Below are 16,222 nucleotides of genomic sequence, written 5' to 3'. Positions count from 1 at the left end.
GGTCAGCCGAGTGTCCGGCGACTCCCATGCGGTGCCGGGCACCCGTGCCGGCCGTCAGCGGAAGACCCGGTCCTGCTGGTCGGGAACGGTCGTGCCGTCCGGCCTGCGCAGCGGCACGCCGGTGCCGTCGGCGGCGGTGAATCCCGCTGAGGCGCACGGATACGGCTCGGACCTGCGCGGCTTCGGGTCGATGAACATCGGGTTGATCACCCAGGTGCCGTCGTCGGCGCCGTAGGCGTTGCACATCAGCTCGGTCTTGTTGCGATTGACCACCAGCCGCAACCCGGTCGCGTCACCCAGGAAGACCACGTCGGTGTCGGAGTCGCCTGCGGCGAAGGCGGCCCGCCGGGCGGCGGGTAGCTGCTGGAAGGCGGCCGCGCCCTCGACACCGAAGACCTGCTCGTTGACCCGGCAGCGCTTGCCGTCGATGTAGGTGATCACCTGGTCGAGGTCCTTGCCGCCGCAACCGGGGATATGCCCGGTGTAGACGCCGTTGTCGGCCAGCAGCGGTACGCCCATCACCTTGTCGCCGGGGATGTCGAGCTCCTCGGCCCAGACCCGGACCACCGGTTCGGCCGAGGCGGAGATGATCCGCACGTCGAACCCGTTGTCGCGCAGGACGGCGATCAGGTTCTGGATCTGGGAGTAGTACCGCACATAGCCGTCGACCTCGGTGGTGCCGATGGTCTGTTCGGATCCTTCGGTGGCGTCCAGGTTCTGTTTCCTGGCGGCGCGCGCGAAATCGGCGATCTGGGCTTCGGTGTAGCCGCGCATCAGCTGCACCACGAGTGCGTAGCCGGGGTTGGTGAGGCGGTGGTCGTAGTTCGCGAAGGCCGGTTCGCCCGCGGTGGTCTCGGATTCGTCACGACCGAGATCAGTTCGCCGACATCGTTCTTCACCACCGTGTTGTCCCAGTCGAACAGCGCCAGCGGTGCCGAGGCCGAATCCGTTGTGCCACATCGGCCGTTCTCGCTGATGAATTGCCCGATGCGCTCCCGGTTGTCGCCGTACCAGGGCTGGGCCGGATCGAGGGCCGAGCAACTCTGCGCGGCGGTGGGCGTCTCGGCGGTACCGCACGCGGCCGAGCCGAGCAGGGCAGCCGTCAGCGCCACCGCCGCGAGGGCGGAGTTCTTCGTCATGTCGGGATTCCTCAGCTGTCCGTCGCCGCGGCGATGACGGTGGTGTCTGCGTTGTCGAGAAGGTCGACGCGGGAGGTGTCCTTGAGGTCGACGCCGGAACGGCCGAGTGCGCGCGCGCCGGCGACCAGATTGGCGACCACCCGGGCGGCGTCGGCGTAGGTGAGCCCGTCGGGCGGATGGATATTGGAGACGCAGTTGCGTTCGGCGTCGGCGCGGCCGGGCCGGGGCAGATGGGTGAGGTAGATGCCCAGGCTGTCGGCCACCGAGAGGCCGGGGCGCTCGCCGATGATCACCAGAACGGTGCGCACGCCCAGCGCTTCGCCGATGTGATCGCCCAGGGCGACGCGCGCCTGAGTGGCGATCACCGGCGGAGCCAGGGTGTAGCCCTCGCCGAGTTCGCTCGCCAGCGCGGCCAGCAGGCCCGCGCCGTGATCGGTGAGCGCGCGCGGGGACAGGCCGTCGGCCAGCACGAAACCGATGTCGGCGCCGTGGTTTTCGACGCCGGACAGGTCGGCGGGCAGTCTGCCGAGATCGGGACGGCGCAGATACTCGGAGCGGTCGGCGGCCCTGCTGGTCACCGAAAGGGGTTCGCCCAGGCCCATGCTCGCGATCTGCTCGGCGAAGATCTCCACGTCCAGCGGGACGTGCACCGCGTCGCGGGCGGCGGCGTGCGCGGCGCGCAGGGCGAGGACCTCCGCGGTGGGCAGCGCGTCGCCGGTGCGCCCGAGCCCGATCCTGGCCTGGGTGTTGCGCCGCAGCTCGCGCCAGAACTCCTGGGCCACCGCCGGGTCCGCGCCGGGCCGGTCCGTCGCCTGCTCGCCCACGGCGTGTCCTCTCGGTTCGGAATGCACGATGCGCAGAACTGGTTTCGTCATCGGTTCGCCGCCAAGGCGCGTAGCGGTGAGGACAGCGGCTCGACCTGGCGGATCCGGCCGTTCGCGTCGAGCATGCCCAGGCTCGCCAGCCAGGTCTCGAATTCCGGTGCCGGACGCAGGTTCAGCACCTGCCGGGCGTAGAGCGCGTCGTGGAACGACAGGCTCTGGTAGCCCAGCATCACGTCGTCGGCGCCGGGCACCGCGATGACGAAGGCGCAGCCGGCGGCGCCGAGCAGGGTGAGCAGGGTGTCCATGTCGTCGGCGTCGGCCTCGGCGTGGTTGGTGTAGCAGACGTCGACGCCCATCGGCAGGCCGAGCAGCTTGCCGCAGAAGTGGTCCTCGAGCCCGGCCCGGATGATCTGCTTGCCGTCGTAGAGGTACTCCGGGCCGATGAACCCGACGACGGTGTTCACCAGCAGCGGTCGCAGCTCCCGCGCGACGGCGTAGGCGCGCGCCTCGAGGGTCTGCTGGTCCACCGGCCGATCACCTACGCCCAGATGGGCATTCGCGCTCAGCGCCGAACCCTGACCCGTCTCCAGGTACATCACGTTGTCGCCGACAGTGCCGCGCGCGAGTGAGCGGCCCGCCTCGTTGCCCTCGCGCAGCAGCGAGAGGTTCACGCCGAAGCCGGTATTGGCGCCCTCGGTGCCGGCGACCGACTGGAACACCAGGTCCACCGGGGCCCCGGCCTCGATCAGGCCGATGGTCGTGGTGACGTGGGAGAGCACGCACGACTGGGTCGGGATGTCGAAGCGCAGGCGGACCTCGTCGAGCAGGTGCAGCAGATCGGCGGTGGCCTGGGGCGAGTCGGTGGCGGGGTTGATGCCGATCACCGCGTCACCGCAGCCGAGCAGCAGCCCGTCGAGGGTGGCGGCCGCGATGCCGCGCGGATCGTCGGTGGGATGGTTGGGTTGCAGGCGGGTGCTCAGCCGGCCGGGCAGGCCGATGGTGGTGCGGAAACCCGCGGTCACCTCGGTCGCCTTCGCGACGGCGATCAGATCCTGATTGCGCATGATCTTGCTGACCGCCGCCACCATCTCCGGCGTCAGGCCGGGCGAGACGGCGGCCAAGGTCACCGCCGCCGAGCCGGTGGCGGCGACCGCGAGCAACCAGTCGCGCAATCCGCCGACGGTCAGATGCGAGACCAGGGCGAACGCGGTCCGGTCGTGGCTGTCGATGATCAGCCGGGTGACCTCGTCGGTCTCGTAGGGCACGACCACCTCGGTGAGGAAGGTGGTCAGCGGGACGTCGGCCAGCGCCCACTGCGCGGCCGCCCGTTCCGCGTCGGTCGCGGCGGCGCAGCCTGCCAGCTGGTCGCCGCTGCGTTCGGGGGTGGCCTTGGCCATCAGGTCGACGAGGCCGTCGAAGGTGTAGGTCGTGGCGCCGACGGAACTGCGGTACACGGTCATCGGGTGCCGCCTCCTTTCGCGGATTCGGGTGGGTTACTCGAGTTCTTGTTCCGCCTTCGCCAATGCGGCGAATTCCTCGTCGGGCGACTTGGCGACCAGGTGTTTGCGACTGTAGAGGCCGAAGTAGGCCATGAAGGCGCAGAACACACCGAGGGTGAACAGCGCCGCCTTCGGATCGACCAGGAAGGTCGCCGCCACCGAGGCGGCCGCGATGACCAGGGCGAACGAGGTGGTCGCGATGCCGCCCGGGGTGCGATACGGCCGCGGCATCTGCGGCTCGCGGACCCGCAGCACGATGTGGCTCACCATCATCAGCACGTAGCTCACCGCGGCGCCGAACACCGCCATGTTCAGCAGCATCGCGCCCTCGCCGGTGAGCGAGAGAGCGAAGCCGATCAGGCCGGGCACGATCAGCGCCAGCACCGGCGCCTTGCGGGAGTTGGTCACCGACAGGCTGGTCGGCAGGTAGCCGGCCCGCGAGAGCGCGAAGGTCTGCCGGGAGTAGGCGTAGACGATGGAGAAGAAGCTGGCCACCAGGCCGGCCAGGCCGATGTAGTTGACCACCTTGGCCGCCGGGCTGTCGCCGAGCGCCTCCACCAGCGGGTTGCCCGAGGTCGACGCGCCCTGCGCGCCGAGCGCGCCGGTCACCAGGAACAGCACCACCGCGCCGGTGACCACCAGCAGCAGCATGGCCACGATGATGCCCTTGGGCACGTTCTTCTCCGGCTCGGTGGCCTCCTCGGCCGCCAGAGGCACGCCCTCGACGGCCAGGAAGAACCAGATGGCGAACGGGATCGCGGCCCAGATTCCCAGATAGCCGAACGGCAGGAACGACGAAGAACCGGTGGCGTCGGGATCCGGCGCGATATTCGTCAGGTTGGCCACGTCGAACTTGCCCAGCGCCGCCACCGCGAAGATCGCCAGACCCACCAGCGCGATCGCGGTGATCACGAACATCGCCTTGAGCGCTTCACCGGCGCCACCCAGGTGGATGCCGATGAACAGCGCGTACACCGCCAGATACACCCACCAGCCGTCGGTGATCCCGAACAGGTTCAGCGACTCCACATAGGCGCCGATGAAGGTGGCGATGGCGGCCGGTGCGATCGCGTATTCGATGAGAACCGCTGTGCCGGTGGCGAATCCGCCCCACGGACCGAGCGCGCGGCGGGCGAAGGTGTAGCCGCCGCCCGCCGCGGGCAGTGCCGAGGACAGCTCGGCCATGCCCAGGACCATGGCCAGATACATGGCGGCGATGACGATCGCGGCGATCAGCAGACCACCGAAACCGCCCTCGGCCAGGCCGAAGTTCCAGCCCGAGTAGTCGCCGGAGATCACATAGCTCACGCCGAGACCGGCCAGCAGCACCCACCCGGCCGAGCCGGAGCGCAGGGTGCGTTTGGCGAGATAGTCGTCGGCGGGCGTCTCGGTGCCCGTGCCGGGAATCGCGTCGGTACTCACAGGAAAGCTCCTCATCAACAAACAAGCGCGTAGCGACGGCAACGGTGATCGTCGAGGGTTGAAGAATGGTTGACGACTGTTACGGCCGTGGATCCCACAGGTCAGCGGCGCGTATCGAGCGCCGCCGACCTGCGGAAACGATGTGAGAACGCGTGTTTCACATCACTGGGGAAGGGTGTCACCGGTGGGTGGCGGGGGCTGGGATTCCAGCGCGGCCACCTCCTCGTCGGTGAGCAGGCGTGAGCGGATCAGGAACCGCACGCCCTCGGGGGCCTCGAGCGAGAAGCCGCTGCCCCGGCCGGAGACCACGTCGACGGTGAGATGGGTGTGTTTCCAGTACTCGAACTGGTCGGCACTCATCCAGAACGGGGTGTCGCCCGGCAGATATCCCAGCAGCACATCCGCGGCGCCCACGCGGAATTCACCGCGCGGGTAGCACATCGGGGAGCTGCCGTCACAGCAGCCGCCGGATTGGTGGAACATGACCGGGCCGTGCTGCCCGGTCAGTTCCCGCAGCAGCGTCGCCGCCTGTTCGGTGAGGTCGACGCGCTGCCCCATCAGAAGAAGCCGAGCTTCTGCGGCGAGTAGCTGACCAGCAGGTTCTTGGTCTGCTGGTAGTGCTCGAGCATCATCTTGTGGTTCTCGCGGCCGATGCCGGACTTCTTGTAGCCGCCGAAGGCCGCGTGCGCCGGGTAGGCGTGGTAGCAGTTGGTCCACACCCGGCCGGCCTTGATGCCGCGGCCGAGGCGGTAGGCGGTGTTCATGTCGCGCGTCCACACGCCCGCGCCGAGGCCGTAGAGGGTGTCGTTGGCGATCTGCAGCGCCTCGTCGGTGGAGTCGAAGGTGGTCACCGCGACGACCGGGCCGAAGATCTCCTCCTGGAACACGCGCATGTCGTTGCTGCCCTTGAAGATCGTCGGCTCGATGTAGAAGCCGTCGGCCAGCCCGTCGACGGTGCGGACCGCGCCGCCGGTGAGGACTTCGGCGCCTTCCTTCTTGCCGATGTCGATGTAGGACAGGATCTTCTCGAACTGGTCGTTGCTGGCCTGCGCGCCGATCATGGTGGCCTCGTCGAGCGGGTTGCCGCTCACGATGGCCTTGGTGCGCTCCACGCAGCGGGCCATGAACTCGTCGTAGATCGACGACGCGATCAGCGCGCGCGAGGGACAGGTGCACACCTCGCCCTGGTTGAGCGCGAACATCACGAAGCCCTCGACGGCCTTGTCCAGGAAGTCGTCGTCGGCGGCCATCACATCGGGCAGGAAGATGTTGGGGCTCTTGCCGCCCAGCTCCAGCGTCACCGGGATGATGTTCTCGCTGGCGTACTGCATGATCAGCCGGCCCGTGGTGGTCTCGCCGGTGAAGGCGACCTTGGCCACCCGGGGGCTCGACGCCAGCGGCTTGCCCGCCTCCACGCCGAAACCGTTGACCACGTTGAGGACTCCCGGCGGCAGCAGATCCGCGACCAGCTCGACCACCTTCATGATCGAGGCGGGGGTCTGCTCGGCGGGCTTGAGCACCACCGCGTTACCGGCCGCCAGCGCGGGCGCCAGCTTCCAGGTGGCCATCAGGATCGGGAAGTTCCACGGGATGATCTGGGCGACCACGCCCAGCGGCTCGTGGAAGTGGTAGGCGATGGTGTCCTTGTCGACCTCGCTGATCCCGCCCTCCTGCGCGCGCAGCACGCCGGCGAAGTAGCGGAAGTGGTCGACCGCCAGCGGCAGGTCGGCGGCCAGGGTCTCGCGGACCGGCTTGCCGTTGTCCCAGGTCTCGGCGACGGCCAGGGCCTCGAGGTTGGCCTCGATCCGGTCGGCGATCTTGTTCAGGATGTTGGCGCGCTCGGCCGGGGAGGTCTCACCCCAGGCGTCGGCGGCGCGGTGGGCGGCGTCGAGGGCCAGCTCCACATCGGCGGCGGTGGAGCGGGCGATCTCGCAGAACGGCTGACCGTCCACCGGCGAGGTGTTCTCGAAGTACCGGCCCTCCACCGGCGGCACCCACTTGCCGTCGATGAAGTTGTCGTACCGCTTGGCGTAGCTGACGATGCTGCCCTCGGTGCCCGGCTTGGCGTAGATCATGTGCGGAAGCTCCTCGCTGATTCCGGTGAATCGTGACGCCCATCACTATCCGCCCCGAGGGTTGATAAAACGTTGAAGCCGGACCGATCAGGCGCGGAGGGCGCAGATGTCATCGGCCACCGCCGAGCCTGGAGTTGGCACCGTGGTCGGCGGCATGCTGTAGGGGTGGGAGGGGTACAGATGGCTATGAGGGGGATCTTCTCGGCTCTGTCGATCGGCGTGGACTACCGTCGGCTTTGGCTCGCGCAGGCGTTCTCATCCTTCGGCGAGTACTTCTTTGCCGGAACGAGCACGGTATGGGTTGCCGTGCAACTGTTTCCGGACAGTCCGAGTCTGCCCGCGCTCGTCGGAGCGGTAATTCTCGCGGCTTCGATTCCCCGCATCGTCGTCGGGCCCCTGGCTGGGGTTTACGCGGATCGCCGGCATCCGCGGACGATGATGATCGTCAGCGATGGGGTGCGGGCCGGGCTCCTCGCATTCCTGCTTCTGATCGTTCAGTTCGGCGGCCTGGGCAGCGCGCAGCTCTTCACCGTGATTCTGGCCTGCGTCGTCGTATCCGAAACGAGTGCGCAGTTCTTCAACCCTGCTCGGGCTTCGATCATGCAGGTGGTCATTCCCGAGGACAGGCGTGTCGATGCCGCGAGCCTGTCGATGTTCTCGCTCACCGGTGTCGCGATTGCCGCCACCGCTGCCGGGCCCGCCGTATTCGGCCTTTTCGGTGCTCGGGCGGCAATATCCTCGTGCATTGCGGCGTACGTTCTTTCGGGGATTCTGACTACGCGGGTGTGTCGGGAACATCGTCCTGCGCCACGAGTGTCCGGCAGGTTCTGGCGTGACTTATCCGATGGTTTTCGCGCGGCCTGGCGTGCGCCGATGTTGCGAGTCGTGCTGATCGGGGCCTGCTTCTACGGTGTGTCGTTGGGTGTCAACAGTTCGGTTCTCGCGCTGTTCGGACTGAAATCTCTGGGATTGGCGCCGAGCCACTACGGATTGCTGTCGATGATGTTCCCGCTCGGCAACATGATCAGTGCCGCGCTCGGGGTGAAACTCGTCAAGTGGGCCGGTGTGCACCGTGGCTATCCGGTGGCATTGTCGGCGCTCGGGCTCGGGTATTTCGCCTATGCGTGTGCCGGCCGGTTGGTGACCGCCTGCCTGTTGATGCTGGTGTGCGGGGCCGTCTTCTCGATCTATGTCATGTGCCAAGGCCCGATTCTGCAGGAAGCGGTGCCCGAGGGATATATGGGGCGCATCAGCGCGGTGGTCGGACCGCTGGTTTCGATGACCTCGGCGGTATCGACGCTTTTCGCGTCACAGGTGCTCGCATTCGCTGGTGCTCACGGCGTGATTGCCGGCGACGGCAGCCGGCACGACCCGTACCGGCTGCTGATCATGTTCGGTGCCGCCTTCCTACTGGTCGGAGGTGCCGGTATCTATGCCGTACAGGTGCGGGCGCGTCGGAAGAGTCAGTGGTCCGCAGCGGTGGGATGAGGCCGCACTGCCGCGGCCGGCGAGCGGCGGAAAGCGGGAGGTTGAAGCCGGACCGATCAGGTGCGGAGGGCGGTGTGGAGGCGGGCGGCGGCCATGGCGCGGCGGGGGTCGCGGGGTGGGAGCAGGGTGAGGGCGTGTTCGTGGACGGCGATGTCGTCGGGGGCGGATTCGCCGTAGGTGAGGGCGTGGTCGGGGTCGGGGCTGGCCAGGACCGCGTTGCGCATGGCGACCTCGAGGTAGTCGCGCCACTCGCTGATGCCGGGGGTGTCCGAATCCGGAAGCAGCGGACCGTGATACAGCCGGACGGCGGTGTCGAGGTCGCCGGATTCCAGTGCCCGCAGCACGTCGACGGCGTCGCAGGACAGGGCGGTGGTGAAGCGGTAGACGCGGTTGGTGATGTCGCCGCCGGTGGCGCGGCGCAGGTACGACATCTCCGACTTCAGGGTGCTCGCGCCGACCGCGCGATCGCCGTAGACGGCGTAGTGCAGGCGTTCGTGGCTGTAGCCGTCGTCGTCGAGGGCGAGCAGCGTGAGGATTTCCAGCTGGCGCGGGCGCAGCCGGATCGGCACACCGTCGCGGATCAGTTTGCCGCCGCCCAGGCAGGTCAGGCGCATGCCGGCCGGCGCGGGCATCGCCGTGTGCAGTTTGGACTCGATGGCGGTGGTCAGCGAGCGCACCGTGGCCATGGCCAGCGGATGCGAGCGTTTCCAGGTTGTCGACAGGTCGAGCACGCCGAGCAGCGTGCCGTCGGCCGCGCGGATCGGCGCGCAGTAGCAGACCCAGCCGTGCAGGGCGGCCACCAGATGCTCGGCCGAGAACACCGTGTGCGGTTGATCGGTGCGCAGTGCCAGCGACAGCGCGTTGGTGCCCATGTGCGCCTCGTCCCAGCGGCCGCCGGGCGCGAAGTTCACCTGCTCGGCCCGCCTGCGCATGACCGGTCCGCCGTCGGTCCACAGGATGGTGCCCGAGGCGTCGGTCACCGCGGCGACGAAGCCGGCCTCGGCGACGCCGTGCAACTGCTCGCTCAACTCGGTGACCGGCCCGCGCAGCGGCGACTGCGCCCATCGCGGCGCGATGTCGTCGATCTCGCTCTCCGGCGCGCAGTCACGCCCCGGGTCGACCGTCCGCAACGACCGCAACCACGACTGCGCGACCTCGGTCCGCACCGCCGAACTCCCCGGCGCCGATCCGCCCGCGGGCACCCACTGCGCCCACTCCCGCTCCAGCGCGGCGCGCTGTGCCGAGAGTGTCAGCTGCGAGGCCATCTGCGGTTTCGCGTCTTCCTGTTCGATTGCACGACGGGGTTTGCACCTTCATCATGCCCCACCTCCGCCCACTGAGCAGCAGTTTCCACGGCCCTACCGGGCTCGCTCGTACCATGGCGATGTGCCTGTGCATCCGGTTCGGATCGCCGGGGCTGTGGTCGATGTCGCGGTCCCCGGGTGGTCCATGGCGGGGGTGGGGTTGGCGGGGTTCGCCGGGCGGGCGGCGGCCGAGTTGGAGCTGCAGGTGGTGCCGTATCCGGCGTCGACGTTGTTTCTCGATTTCGGGGACGGGTGGCTGGTCGGCGCGGAGGGCGGGACGGGGCAGCGGGGGAGCGCGGTGATCGGGCTCGGGGCGGCGCGGGTCAGTGGGCGGGCGCGGGACGTCGAGCTGTTGCAGGTGCGGTTGTCGCCGGTGGTGGCGCATGCCGTTCTCGGGCCACCCGGAGGAGCCGCGGTGGTCACTCTGGACGAGATCTGGGGCCGGGACACCGAGCGCCTGCGGGAGCGGCTGCACGCCGCGCCGGGGTGGGACGAGCGGTTCGCGATCGTGCGGTCCGAGATCATCCGCCGCGCCGCCGCGGGCGGCCGGGTGGACCCGGAGACCGCCTACGCGTGGCGGCGCATCGTGTCGTCCCAGGGCCGGATTCGAGTGGACGCGCTGGCGGACGAGGTCGGGTGGAGTCGCAAGCGGCTCTGGGCGCGCTTCCGGGCGCAGCTCGGCGTGACACCGAAGCAGGCCGCGCAACTGGTGCGCTTCGACAACGCCGCTCACCGGCTGGCCGCGGGGGACAGTGCCGCGATGGTGTCGGCGGAGAGCGGATACACCGACCAGTCGCATCTGCACCGCGCGGCGGTGTCGTTCACCGGGCTGACACCCTCGGCGCTGGCGACCGCGCCATGGCTGTCGGTCGACGATGTCGCGTGGGCGGGTCGCCCGTACGCGACCACCGGATGACCCTGGCGCTGTTCGAGACCGGTCGATCAGGTATCGGCACCGAGTAGGTACTGAATCCCAAGATTATTGGCTCTCACTGCCTTTCATGCGCCAGTTTGTATTGCGACCGATCGGTCAATTATGTCAGGCTCTGAGCGTCATCCGATCGGCAAGGTAAGGCTCTGGAGGATTCCCGCATGCAACGAAATATGACCCTGTTCAAGGCGATTCGGGCGGCCGCCACGGTCGGCGTCGTCGCCGCGGCGGCCGCGATGCTCGCTCCCGCCGCCTCGGCGACCGTCACCAGCATCGGGATCGAGCCCTCGGTCACCCTCGGCGCCCATCGGTACGGCACGACCTGCACCTACAACGTGAGCGTGACGGTCGACGACGACACCAAGCGGGTGTACTTCTTCGAAGAGGGGCAGGGGCCGAGCGGATTCGCCGACGCGATGCCGTCCGGCGGGGTCGCGAAGACGACGTGGACGCCGTCGCGGCCAGGTATCACCTACATCTACGCCGTCCAGCCGGACGCGTGGCCGGAGACCCGGCAGGTCGTGGACGTGGGCACCGGTATCGATCTCGGATCTGCCTGCGTCGCTGTGTAACCCGGCAGCTCCTCCCGGCGGGAACATTTGTCCAATACTTCGATCCGCGTGCCGTCGATGCTGAATCAGTCGCGCGCTCGGCGCGATGTGATCGAGGAGGTACGACATGAACGAGGGGTCCCGCCGGGAGAAGGTGTCGTGGGGTGTGCGGTTGCTGCACGCCGTGCGGAAGGAACCGGACTGGGAGTCGCTGACGGCGCAGGAGCTGGCCGCTGTCAGCGCGGCCGCGAATCGCACGGCGTCGTCCCCGCTGTCCCGGCTGATCACCGGCTTCCCGGACCGGGGCGCCACGATCGGCTGGCAGGAGGTGACTCTCGCGGATCGGGTGATCCCGGTACGGGTCTACCGCCCCGCGCGTGCGACGGACGACCCGCTGCCGCTGGTGGTGCACGTGCACGGCGGCGCCTACGTCGGCACCGCCGTGCAATGCGATTGGGCCAACAGCCATCTCGCCGCCCGGCTGCCCGCCGTCGTCGTCTCGGTCGAGCATCGGCTGCTGGCACCGGGCACCCCGCTGTCGGCGGCCGTCGACGACGGCTGGGACGTGCTGCGCCACGTGGTCGCCGCAGCCGCCGACTGGGGGATCGACCGCACCCGCGTCGCCGTCGCGGGGGAGAGCTGCGGTGGGCTCATCGCCGCCATGACCGCCATCCGGGCCAGGGACGCCGGCCTGGCGCTGCGCGCCCAGATCCTGGTCAACCCGGCTGTCGACCCGACCGCGTCGATGCTCGACTACCCCTCGATGACCGACCCCGGCGACAGCCCGATGCTGACCCTCGCCCGCCTGCGCTACTTCCAGCGGCTGGCACTTCCCCCCGGCGCCGACCCCGCCGTCGTCTCGCCGATCCACGCCGACCTGCGCGACCTCGCCCCGGCGCTGGTCCTGGTCCCGACCGTCGACCCCATCGCCGACCACGGCCGCCGCTACGCCGAACGGCTGCGCGCCGCGGGCACCCCCGCCCGCCTCCTCGAACACCCCGGCGCCCCACACGCCTTCATCGCCCTGCCGGGGCTGGTCCGGCAGGCGAAGACCGCGCGCGCCCAGATGACCGAATTCCTCACCGATCGGTTCGCGGTGCGGCCGTCGCCGCGGCCGCTGCGCTGAGGAGCGCGTGGGGGTCACGCGTCGCCCGGCCGGGTATGGAAGGGTGGCAGGTGTGAACCGGTTGGGTAGCGCGACTTCACCGTATCTGCGTCAGCATGCCGACAACCCGGTGCATTGGCGGGAGTGGGATGCCGACGCGCTGGCCGAGGCGGCGGAGCGGGATGTGCCGATCCTGTTGTCGATCGGGTACGCCTCGTGTCACTGGTGCCATGTGATGGCGCACGAGTCGTTCGAGGACGTGGCCACGGCCGCGCAGATGAACGCCGACTTCGTGTGCGTGAAGGTGGACCGGGAGGAACGGCCCGACCTGGACGCGGTGTACATGAACGCGACCGTCGCCATGACCGGCCAGGGCGGCTGGCCGATGACCTGCTTCCTGACCCCGGACGGCGCGCCCTTCTACTGCGGCACCTACTACCCGAAGCAACCGCGCGGCGGCATGCCCTCGTTCACCCAGCTGCTCAGCGCCATCACCGACACCTGGCGCAACCGGCGCGAGGACGTCGACAAGGCGGCCGAGCAGGTCACCGACGCGCTGCGCGCCCAGGCCACCGGGCTGCCCGACGCCGAATTCGCCGTCGGTCCCGAACTGCTCGACCAGGCCGTGCTCGCCGTCGCGGGCGACGAGGACCGCGCGCACGGCGGCTTCGGCGGCGCGCCGAAGTTCCCGCCGTCGGCGCTGCTGGAAGGGCTGCTGCGGCACTGGGAACGCACCGGCGACAGCGCGGTGTTCGACCTGGTCGAGCGCACGGCCGAGGCGATGGCCCGCGGCGGCATCTACGACCAGCTGCGCGGCGGCTTCGCCCGCTACTCCGTGGACGCGGGCTGGCTGATCCCGCACTTCGAGAAGATGCTCTACGACAACGCCCTGCTGCTGCGCGCCTACGCCCACCTCGCCCGCCGCGCGCCCGCGACGCCGCTGGAATCGTTGCCGCACCGGGTGACTCGCGAGACCGTCGAGTTCCTGCTCGCCGATCTCGGCACCGCCGAGGGCGGTTTCGCCTCCGCGCTCGACGCCGACACCCACCTCGAACCCGGTGGGCCCGGCGTCGAGGGCGCCACCTACGTGTGGACACCGTCGGAGCTGATCGGCGACCTCGGTCCGCTCGACGGGGTCTGGGCCGCTGAGGCTTTCGGCGTCACCACGGCGGGCAACTTCGAGCAGGGCACCTCGGTGCTCACCCGGCGCAGCGATCCGGTCGACGCCGAGCAGTCGGCCCGCTTCGACCGGCTGCGCGCCCGGCTGCTGGAACTGCGGGCCCAGCGCCCGCAGCCCGAGCGCGACGACAAGGTGGTCACCGCGTGGAACGGCATGGTGATCACCGCCCTCGCCGAAGCCGGTGCGGCACTGGAGGAACCGTCGTGGGTGGCGGCCGCGGTGCGCTGCGCCCGGTTCCTGCTCGACGTGCATCTGGTCGACGGCAGGCTGCGTCGCGCGTCCCTCGACGGTGTCGCGGGCACGCCGACGGGCGTGCTCGAGGACTACGCCTGGCTCACCACGGGTTTGCTCGCGCTGTATCAGGCCACCGGTGAGGCGGATTGGCTCGCCGCCGCGCAGGTGTTGCTGGACAGCGCGATCGAGCATTTCGCCGATCCGGAGCGCCTCGGCAGCTGGTTCGACACCGCCGACGACGCCGAGACGCTCGTCGCCCGGCCGCGCGATCCGGTCGACGGCGCCACCCCGTCGGGTTCCTCGGCCCTGGCCGAAGCCCTGTTGACCGCGTCGGCCGTCGCCGATACCGAGCGCGCGGTCCGCTATCGCGAACTGGCCGACCACACCCTCGCCCGCGCCGCGGTTCTGCTGGCGCGCGCACCGCGCACCGCGGGCCACTGGCTTGCCGTCGCCGAGGCGTCCCTGCGCGGCCCGATCCAGGTGGCCGTCTCCGCGACCGAGAAGTCTTCGGCCGCAACCGAACTCCTCGCCGCGGCGCGCGCCTCGGCGCCCGGCGGCTCGATCGTGCTGGCGGGTCAGCCCGACACCGCCCCGCTGCTGGCCGACCGCCCTCTGGTCGACGGCGCGCCCGCGGCCTACGTCTGCCGTGGCTCGGTGTGCGACCTCCCGGTCACCGACCCCGCGTCGTTGACCGCCGCACTGCGCGGCTAGATCCGGAGCGCTGTTCGTCTCCGCCGACGGCGTCGCCGAAGCACGGGGGCGGTCGACCGGCCGATCCTGCTCGGGCACGTACGGCGGGTCTCACCGATGATTCTCCCGCGTCGTGCGCGCCGGGCGGCTGCCGATCGCGCCGTTGCGAGCCTTTGATCGGCGCAGTATCGACCGTGAGTGGTGTCGCGGGCCTACTGCCCGGGACGACGACCGCGCGGTTCCGTTCACCGCACCGGCGGGATGTCCGTCCAGGTGCGGGTGCGGCCGGGGATGCCGCGCAGGCGCAGGTCCTTGTGCCGCTTCCAGTGGGCGCGTTCGGTGGGGGCGGCGGCCTGCAGGACCGCGTCGCTGACCAGGACGCGGCGGGGCACTTCCTTGGCCATGGTGGTCAGGCGGGCGGCCTCGTTGACCGCGTCGCCGATGACGGTGAATTCGAGGCGGGTGTCGGCGCCCACGTCACCGGCGAAGACGCGGCCGCGGGCGACGCCGATGCCCACGTCGAGTTCGCCGGTGGCGACGACCTCGTCGCGGATGCGGCGGGCGGCGCGCAGCGCGGGGGTGGCGTCGTCGGGCAGGGCCGACGGCGCGCCGAAGATACACAGCGCGGCGTCGCCGGCGAACTTGTTGACCAGGCCGCCGTTGGCCTCGGTGGCCGCGACCACGGTGGCGAGCAGCCGGTTGAGCTTGTGCACGAACTGTTCCGGGGCCATCTCCGCCGACAGCTGCACCGATCCGGTGACGTCGACGAACAGCGCGGACACCGTCCGCACGTCGCCGGTGAGATCGGTGCTGCCCGCCAGTGCGCGTTCGGCGACGGTGGAGCCGACGTGCCTGCCGAACACGTCCTCGGTGTGCGCCTGGTCCTGCAGCGTCGCGGCCAGTTCGTTGACGGAGTGCTCGAGGCGCCCGATCTCGCTGGCGCTGCCGACGGGAACGCGCACGTCGAGTTCGCCCCGGGTGATCCGGTCCAGCGCCCGGTACATCGTGCGCATCGGGGTGGCGACCGACCGGGCCAGCAGCGCGGTGGCCAGCGCGCCGACCAGCAGCGCGACGATGGTGAAGATCCAGGCCGCCCGCACCCGGTCCTCGGCGGGGGTGGCCGGATCGCTGAGCACCACGATGATGATCAGGCCGGGCAGCGCGCTCGACACCGCCCAGGTGACCAGCACCCGGACCAGCACGGTGGAACTCGGATGCACGGTGGGCCCGAGCACCGCGGTGATGATCGGGACGGCCGGCCGGATGAGCCGGTCCAGGATCAGGTAGGTCGCGCCCGCGGATTCGAGGGCGCCGAGCGCGAATCCGGCGATCACGACGGCTTTGTTGTCGTAGTCGGTGAAACGGTCGACCAGCCACACCGTCAGCGCGATGCCGGGGATCCACAGCACGATGGCGCGCAGCGTGATCGCGGCGGGCAGCGCGATCAGGCGGCGGGCTTCCTCGGGCGTGGGTTTGCGTCCGTCATCGAGCCAGCGCAGGTACCGGCGCCGGTCGTAGATGGCCATGGCGATGCCGAGCCCCACCGCGAACGCGGGATAGATGCCCAGCAGGGAGGCGGCCTCGCGCCAGTTGGGACCCACCCGGGTGAAGACGCCGTCGGCCCAGGCGACCAGGAAGATGGCGCCGAGGCCGACCAGGTTGGCGGTGATCACCACCAGCGCCAGGCCCCAATAGCTGCGCAGAGCCCAGCGGACCAGCCGATTCACCGCGCACGCTCACACAAGACGCGCCGAAGCGCCCTGAGCTCACATGCTGCGCT

Annotated in this window: 14 protein-coding genes; 5 read left to right on the top strand and 9 right to left on the bottom strand. The window is 70.0% G+C overall.

The window, feature by feature from the left end; translation table 11 throughout:
• Positions 1-54: 54 nt before the first annotated feature.
• The 7 genes from EL493_RS30595 to adh all read right to left on the bottom strand — a co-directional run bounded on the left by EL493_RS30595 (position 55) and on the right by adh (position 6,959).
• On the bottom strand, positions 55-774 hold the full coding sequence (locus EL493_RS30595; RefSeq protein WP_022565810.1) for a haloacid dehalogenase-like hydrolase: 720 nt from the start codon (positions 772-774) through the stop codon (positions 55-57).
• Entirely contained in the window at positions 774-1,139 is a 366-nt protein-coding gene (locus EL493_RS33440) for a hypothetical protein (protein ID WP_022565811.1), read from the bottom strand. The genes EL493_RS30595 and EL493_RS33440 overlap by 1 nt, the downstream gene beginning before the upstream one ends.
• Before the next feature lie 11 nt (positions 1,140-1,150).
• Positions 1,151-2,014, bottom strand: a complete 864-nt coding sequence (gene eutC, locus EL493_RS30590; protein ID WP_081723016.1) for an ethanolamine ammonia-lyase subunit EutC — start codon at positions 2,012-2,014, stop codon at positions 1,151-1,153.
• Positions 2,011-3,423, bottom strand: a complete 1,413-nt coding sequence (locus EL493_RS30585; RefSeq protein ID WP_019049008.1) for an ethanolamine ammonia-lyase subunit EutB — start codon at positions 3,421-3,423, stop codon at positions 2,011-2,013. Before EL493_RS30585 ends, eutC begins: the two co-directional genes overlap by 4 nt.
• Positions 3,424-3,456: 33 nt before the next feature.
• A complete protein-coding gene (gene eat / locus EL493_RS30580) occupies positions 3,457-4,899 on the bottom strand; it encodes an ethanolamine permease (protein ID WP_081723017.1) in 1,443 nt (480 codons plus the stop codon).
• 147 nt (positions 4,900-5,046) lie between these two features.
• Entirely contained in the window at positions 5,047-5,442 is a 396-nt protein-coding gene (locus tag EL493_RS30575; protein ID WP_019049006.1) for a DUF779 domain-containing protein, read from the bottom strand.
• Positions 5,442-6,959, bottom strand: a complete 1,518-nt coding sequence (gene adh, locus EL493_RS30570) for an aldehyde dehydrogenase (protein ID WP_019049005.1) — start codon at positions 6,957-6,959, stop codon at positions 5,442-5,444. Before adh ends, EL493_RS30575 begins: the two co-directional genes overlap by 1 nt.
• A gap of 186 nt (positions 6,960-7,145) precedes the next feature.
• On the opposite strand from adh, the gene EL493_RS30565 reads away from it, so the two are divergent.
• The gene (locus tag EL493_RS30565) at positions 7,146-8,447 is read left to right on the top strand and encodes an MFS transporter (RefSeq protein WP_030201036.1); all 1,302 of its coding nucleotides are present in this window, start codon (positions 7,146-7,148) and stop codon (positions 8,445-8,447) included.
• 56 nt (positions 8,448-8,503) lie between these two features.
• On the opposite strand, the gene EL493_RS30560 is transcribed toward EL493_RS30565, so the two are convergent.
• Positions 8,504-9,712, bottom strand: a complete 1,209-nt coding sequence (locus EL493_RS30560) for a hypothetical protein (RefSeq protein WP_019049003.1) — start codon at positions 9,710-9,712, stop codon at positions 8,504-8,506.
• Between the two features lie 121 nt (positions 9,713-9,833).
• On the opposite strand from EL493_RS30560, the gene EL493_RS30555 reads away from it, so the two are divergent.
• The 4 genes from EL493_RS30555 (at position 9,834) to EL493_RS30540 (ending at position 14,463) form a co-directional block, all read left to right on the top strand.
• Positions 9,834-10,667, top strand: a complete 834-nt coding sequence (locus tag EL493_RS30555) for a helix-turn-helix domain-containing protein (protein WP_051719405.1) — start codon at positions 9,834-9,836, stop codon at positions 10,665-10,667.
• A gap of 176 nt (positions 10,668-10,843) precedes the next feature.
• Positions 10,844-11,254 carry a hypothetical protein gene (locus EL493_RS30550; RefSeq protein WP_022565812.1) on the top strand — a complete coding sequence of 137 codons (411 nt, stop codon included), beginning with the start codon at positions 10,844-10,846 and terminating at the stop codon, positions 11,252-11,254.
• Positions 11,255-11,360: 106 nt separating this feature from the next.
• Positions 11,361-12,359 carry an alpha/beta hydrolase gene (locus EL493_RS30545; protein WP_019049000.1) on the top strand — a complete coding sequence of 333 codons (999 nt, stop codon included), beginning with the start codon at positions 11,361-11,363 and terminating at the stop codon, positions 12,357-12,359.
• A gap of 52 nt (positions 12,360-12,411) precedes the next feature.
• Positions 12,412-14,463, top strand: a complete 2,052-nt coding sequence (locus tag EL493_RS30540) for a thioredoxin domain-containing protein (RefSeq protein ID WP_022565813.1) — start codon at positions 12,412-12,414, stop codon at positions 14,461-14,463.
• A gap of 224 nt (positions 14,464-14,687) precedes the next feature.
• On the opposite strand, the gene EL493_RS30535 is transcribed toward EL493_RS30540, so the two are convergent.
• Positions 14,688-16,169: an adenylate/guanylate cyclase domain-containing protein gene (locus EL493_RS30535; protein WP_019048998.1), complete on the bottom strand. Its 1,482-nt coding sequence runs from the start codon at positions 16,167-16,169 to the stop codon at positions 14,688-14,690.
• Between the last annotated feature and the right edge of the window lie 53 nt (positions 16,170-16,222).

This window comes from Nocardia asteroides, from assembly GCF_900637185.1.
In the GTDB taxonomy this organism is placed as follows: domain Bacteria; phylum Actinomycetota; class Actinomycetes; order Mycobacteriales; family Mycobacteriaceae; genus Nocardia; species Nocardia asteroides.
Note: the sequence above shows the minus strand (reverse complement) of the source record. Positions and strands in the feature narration are given on the sequence as shown.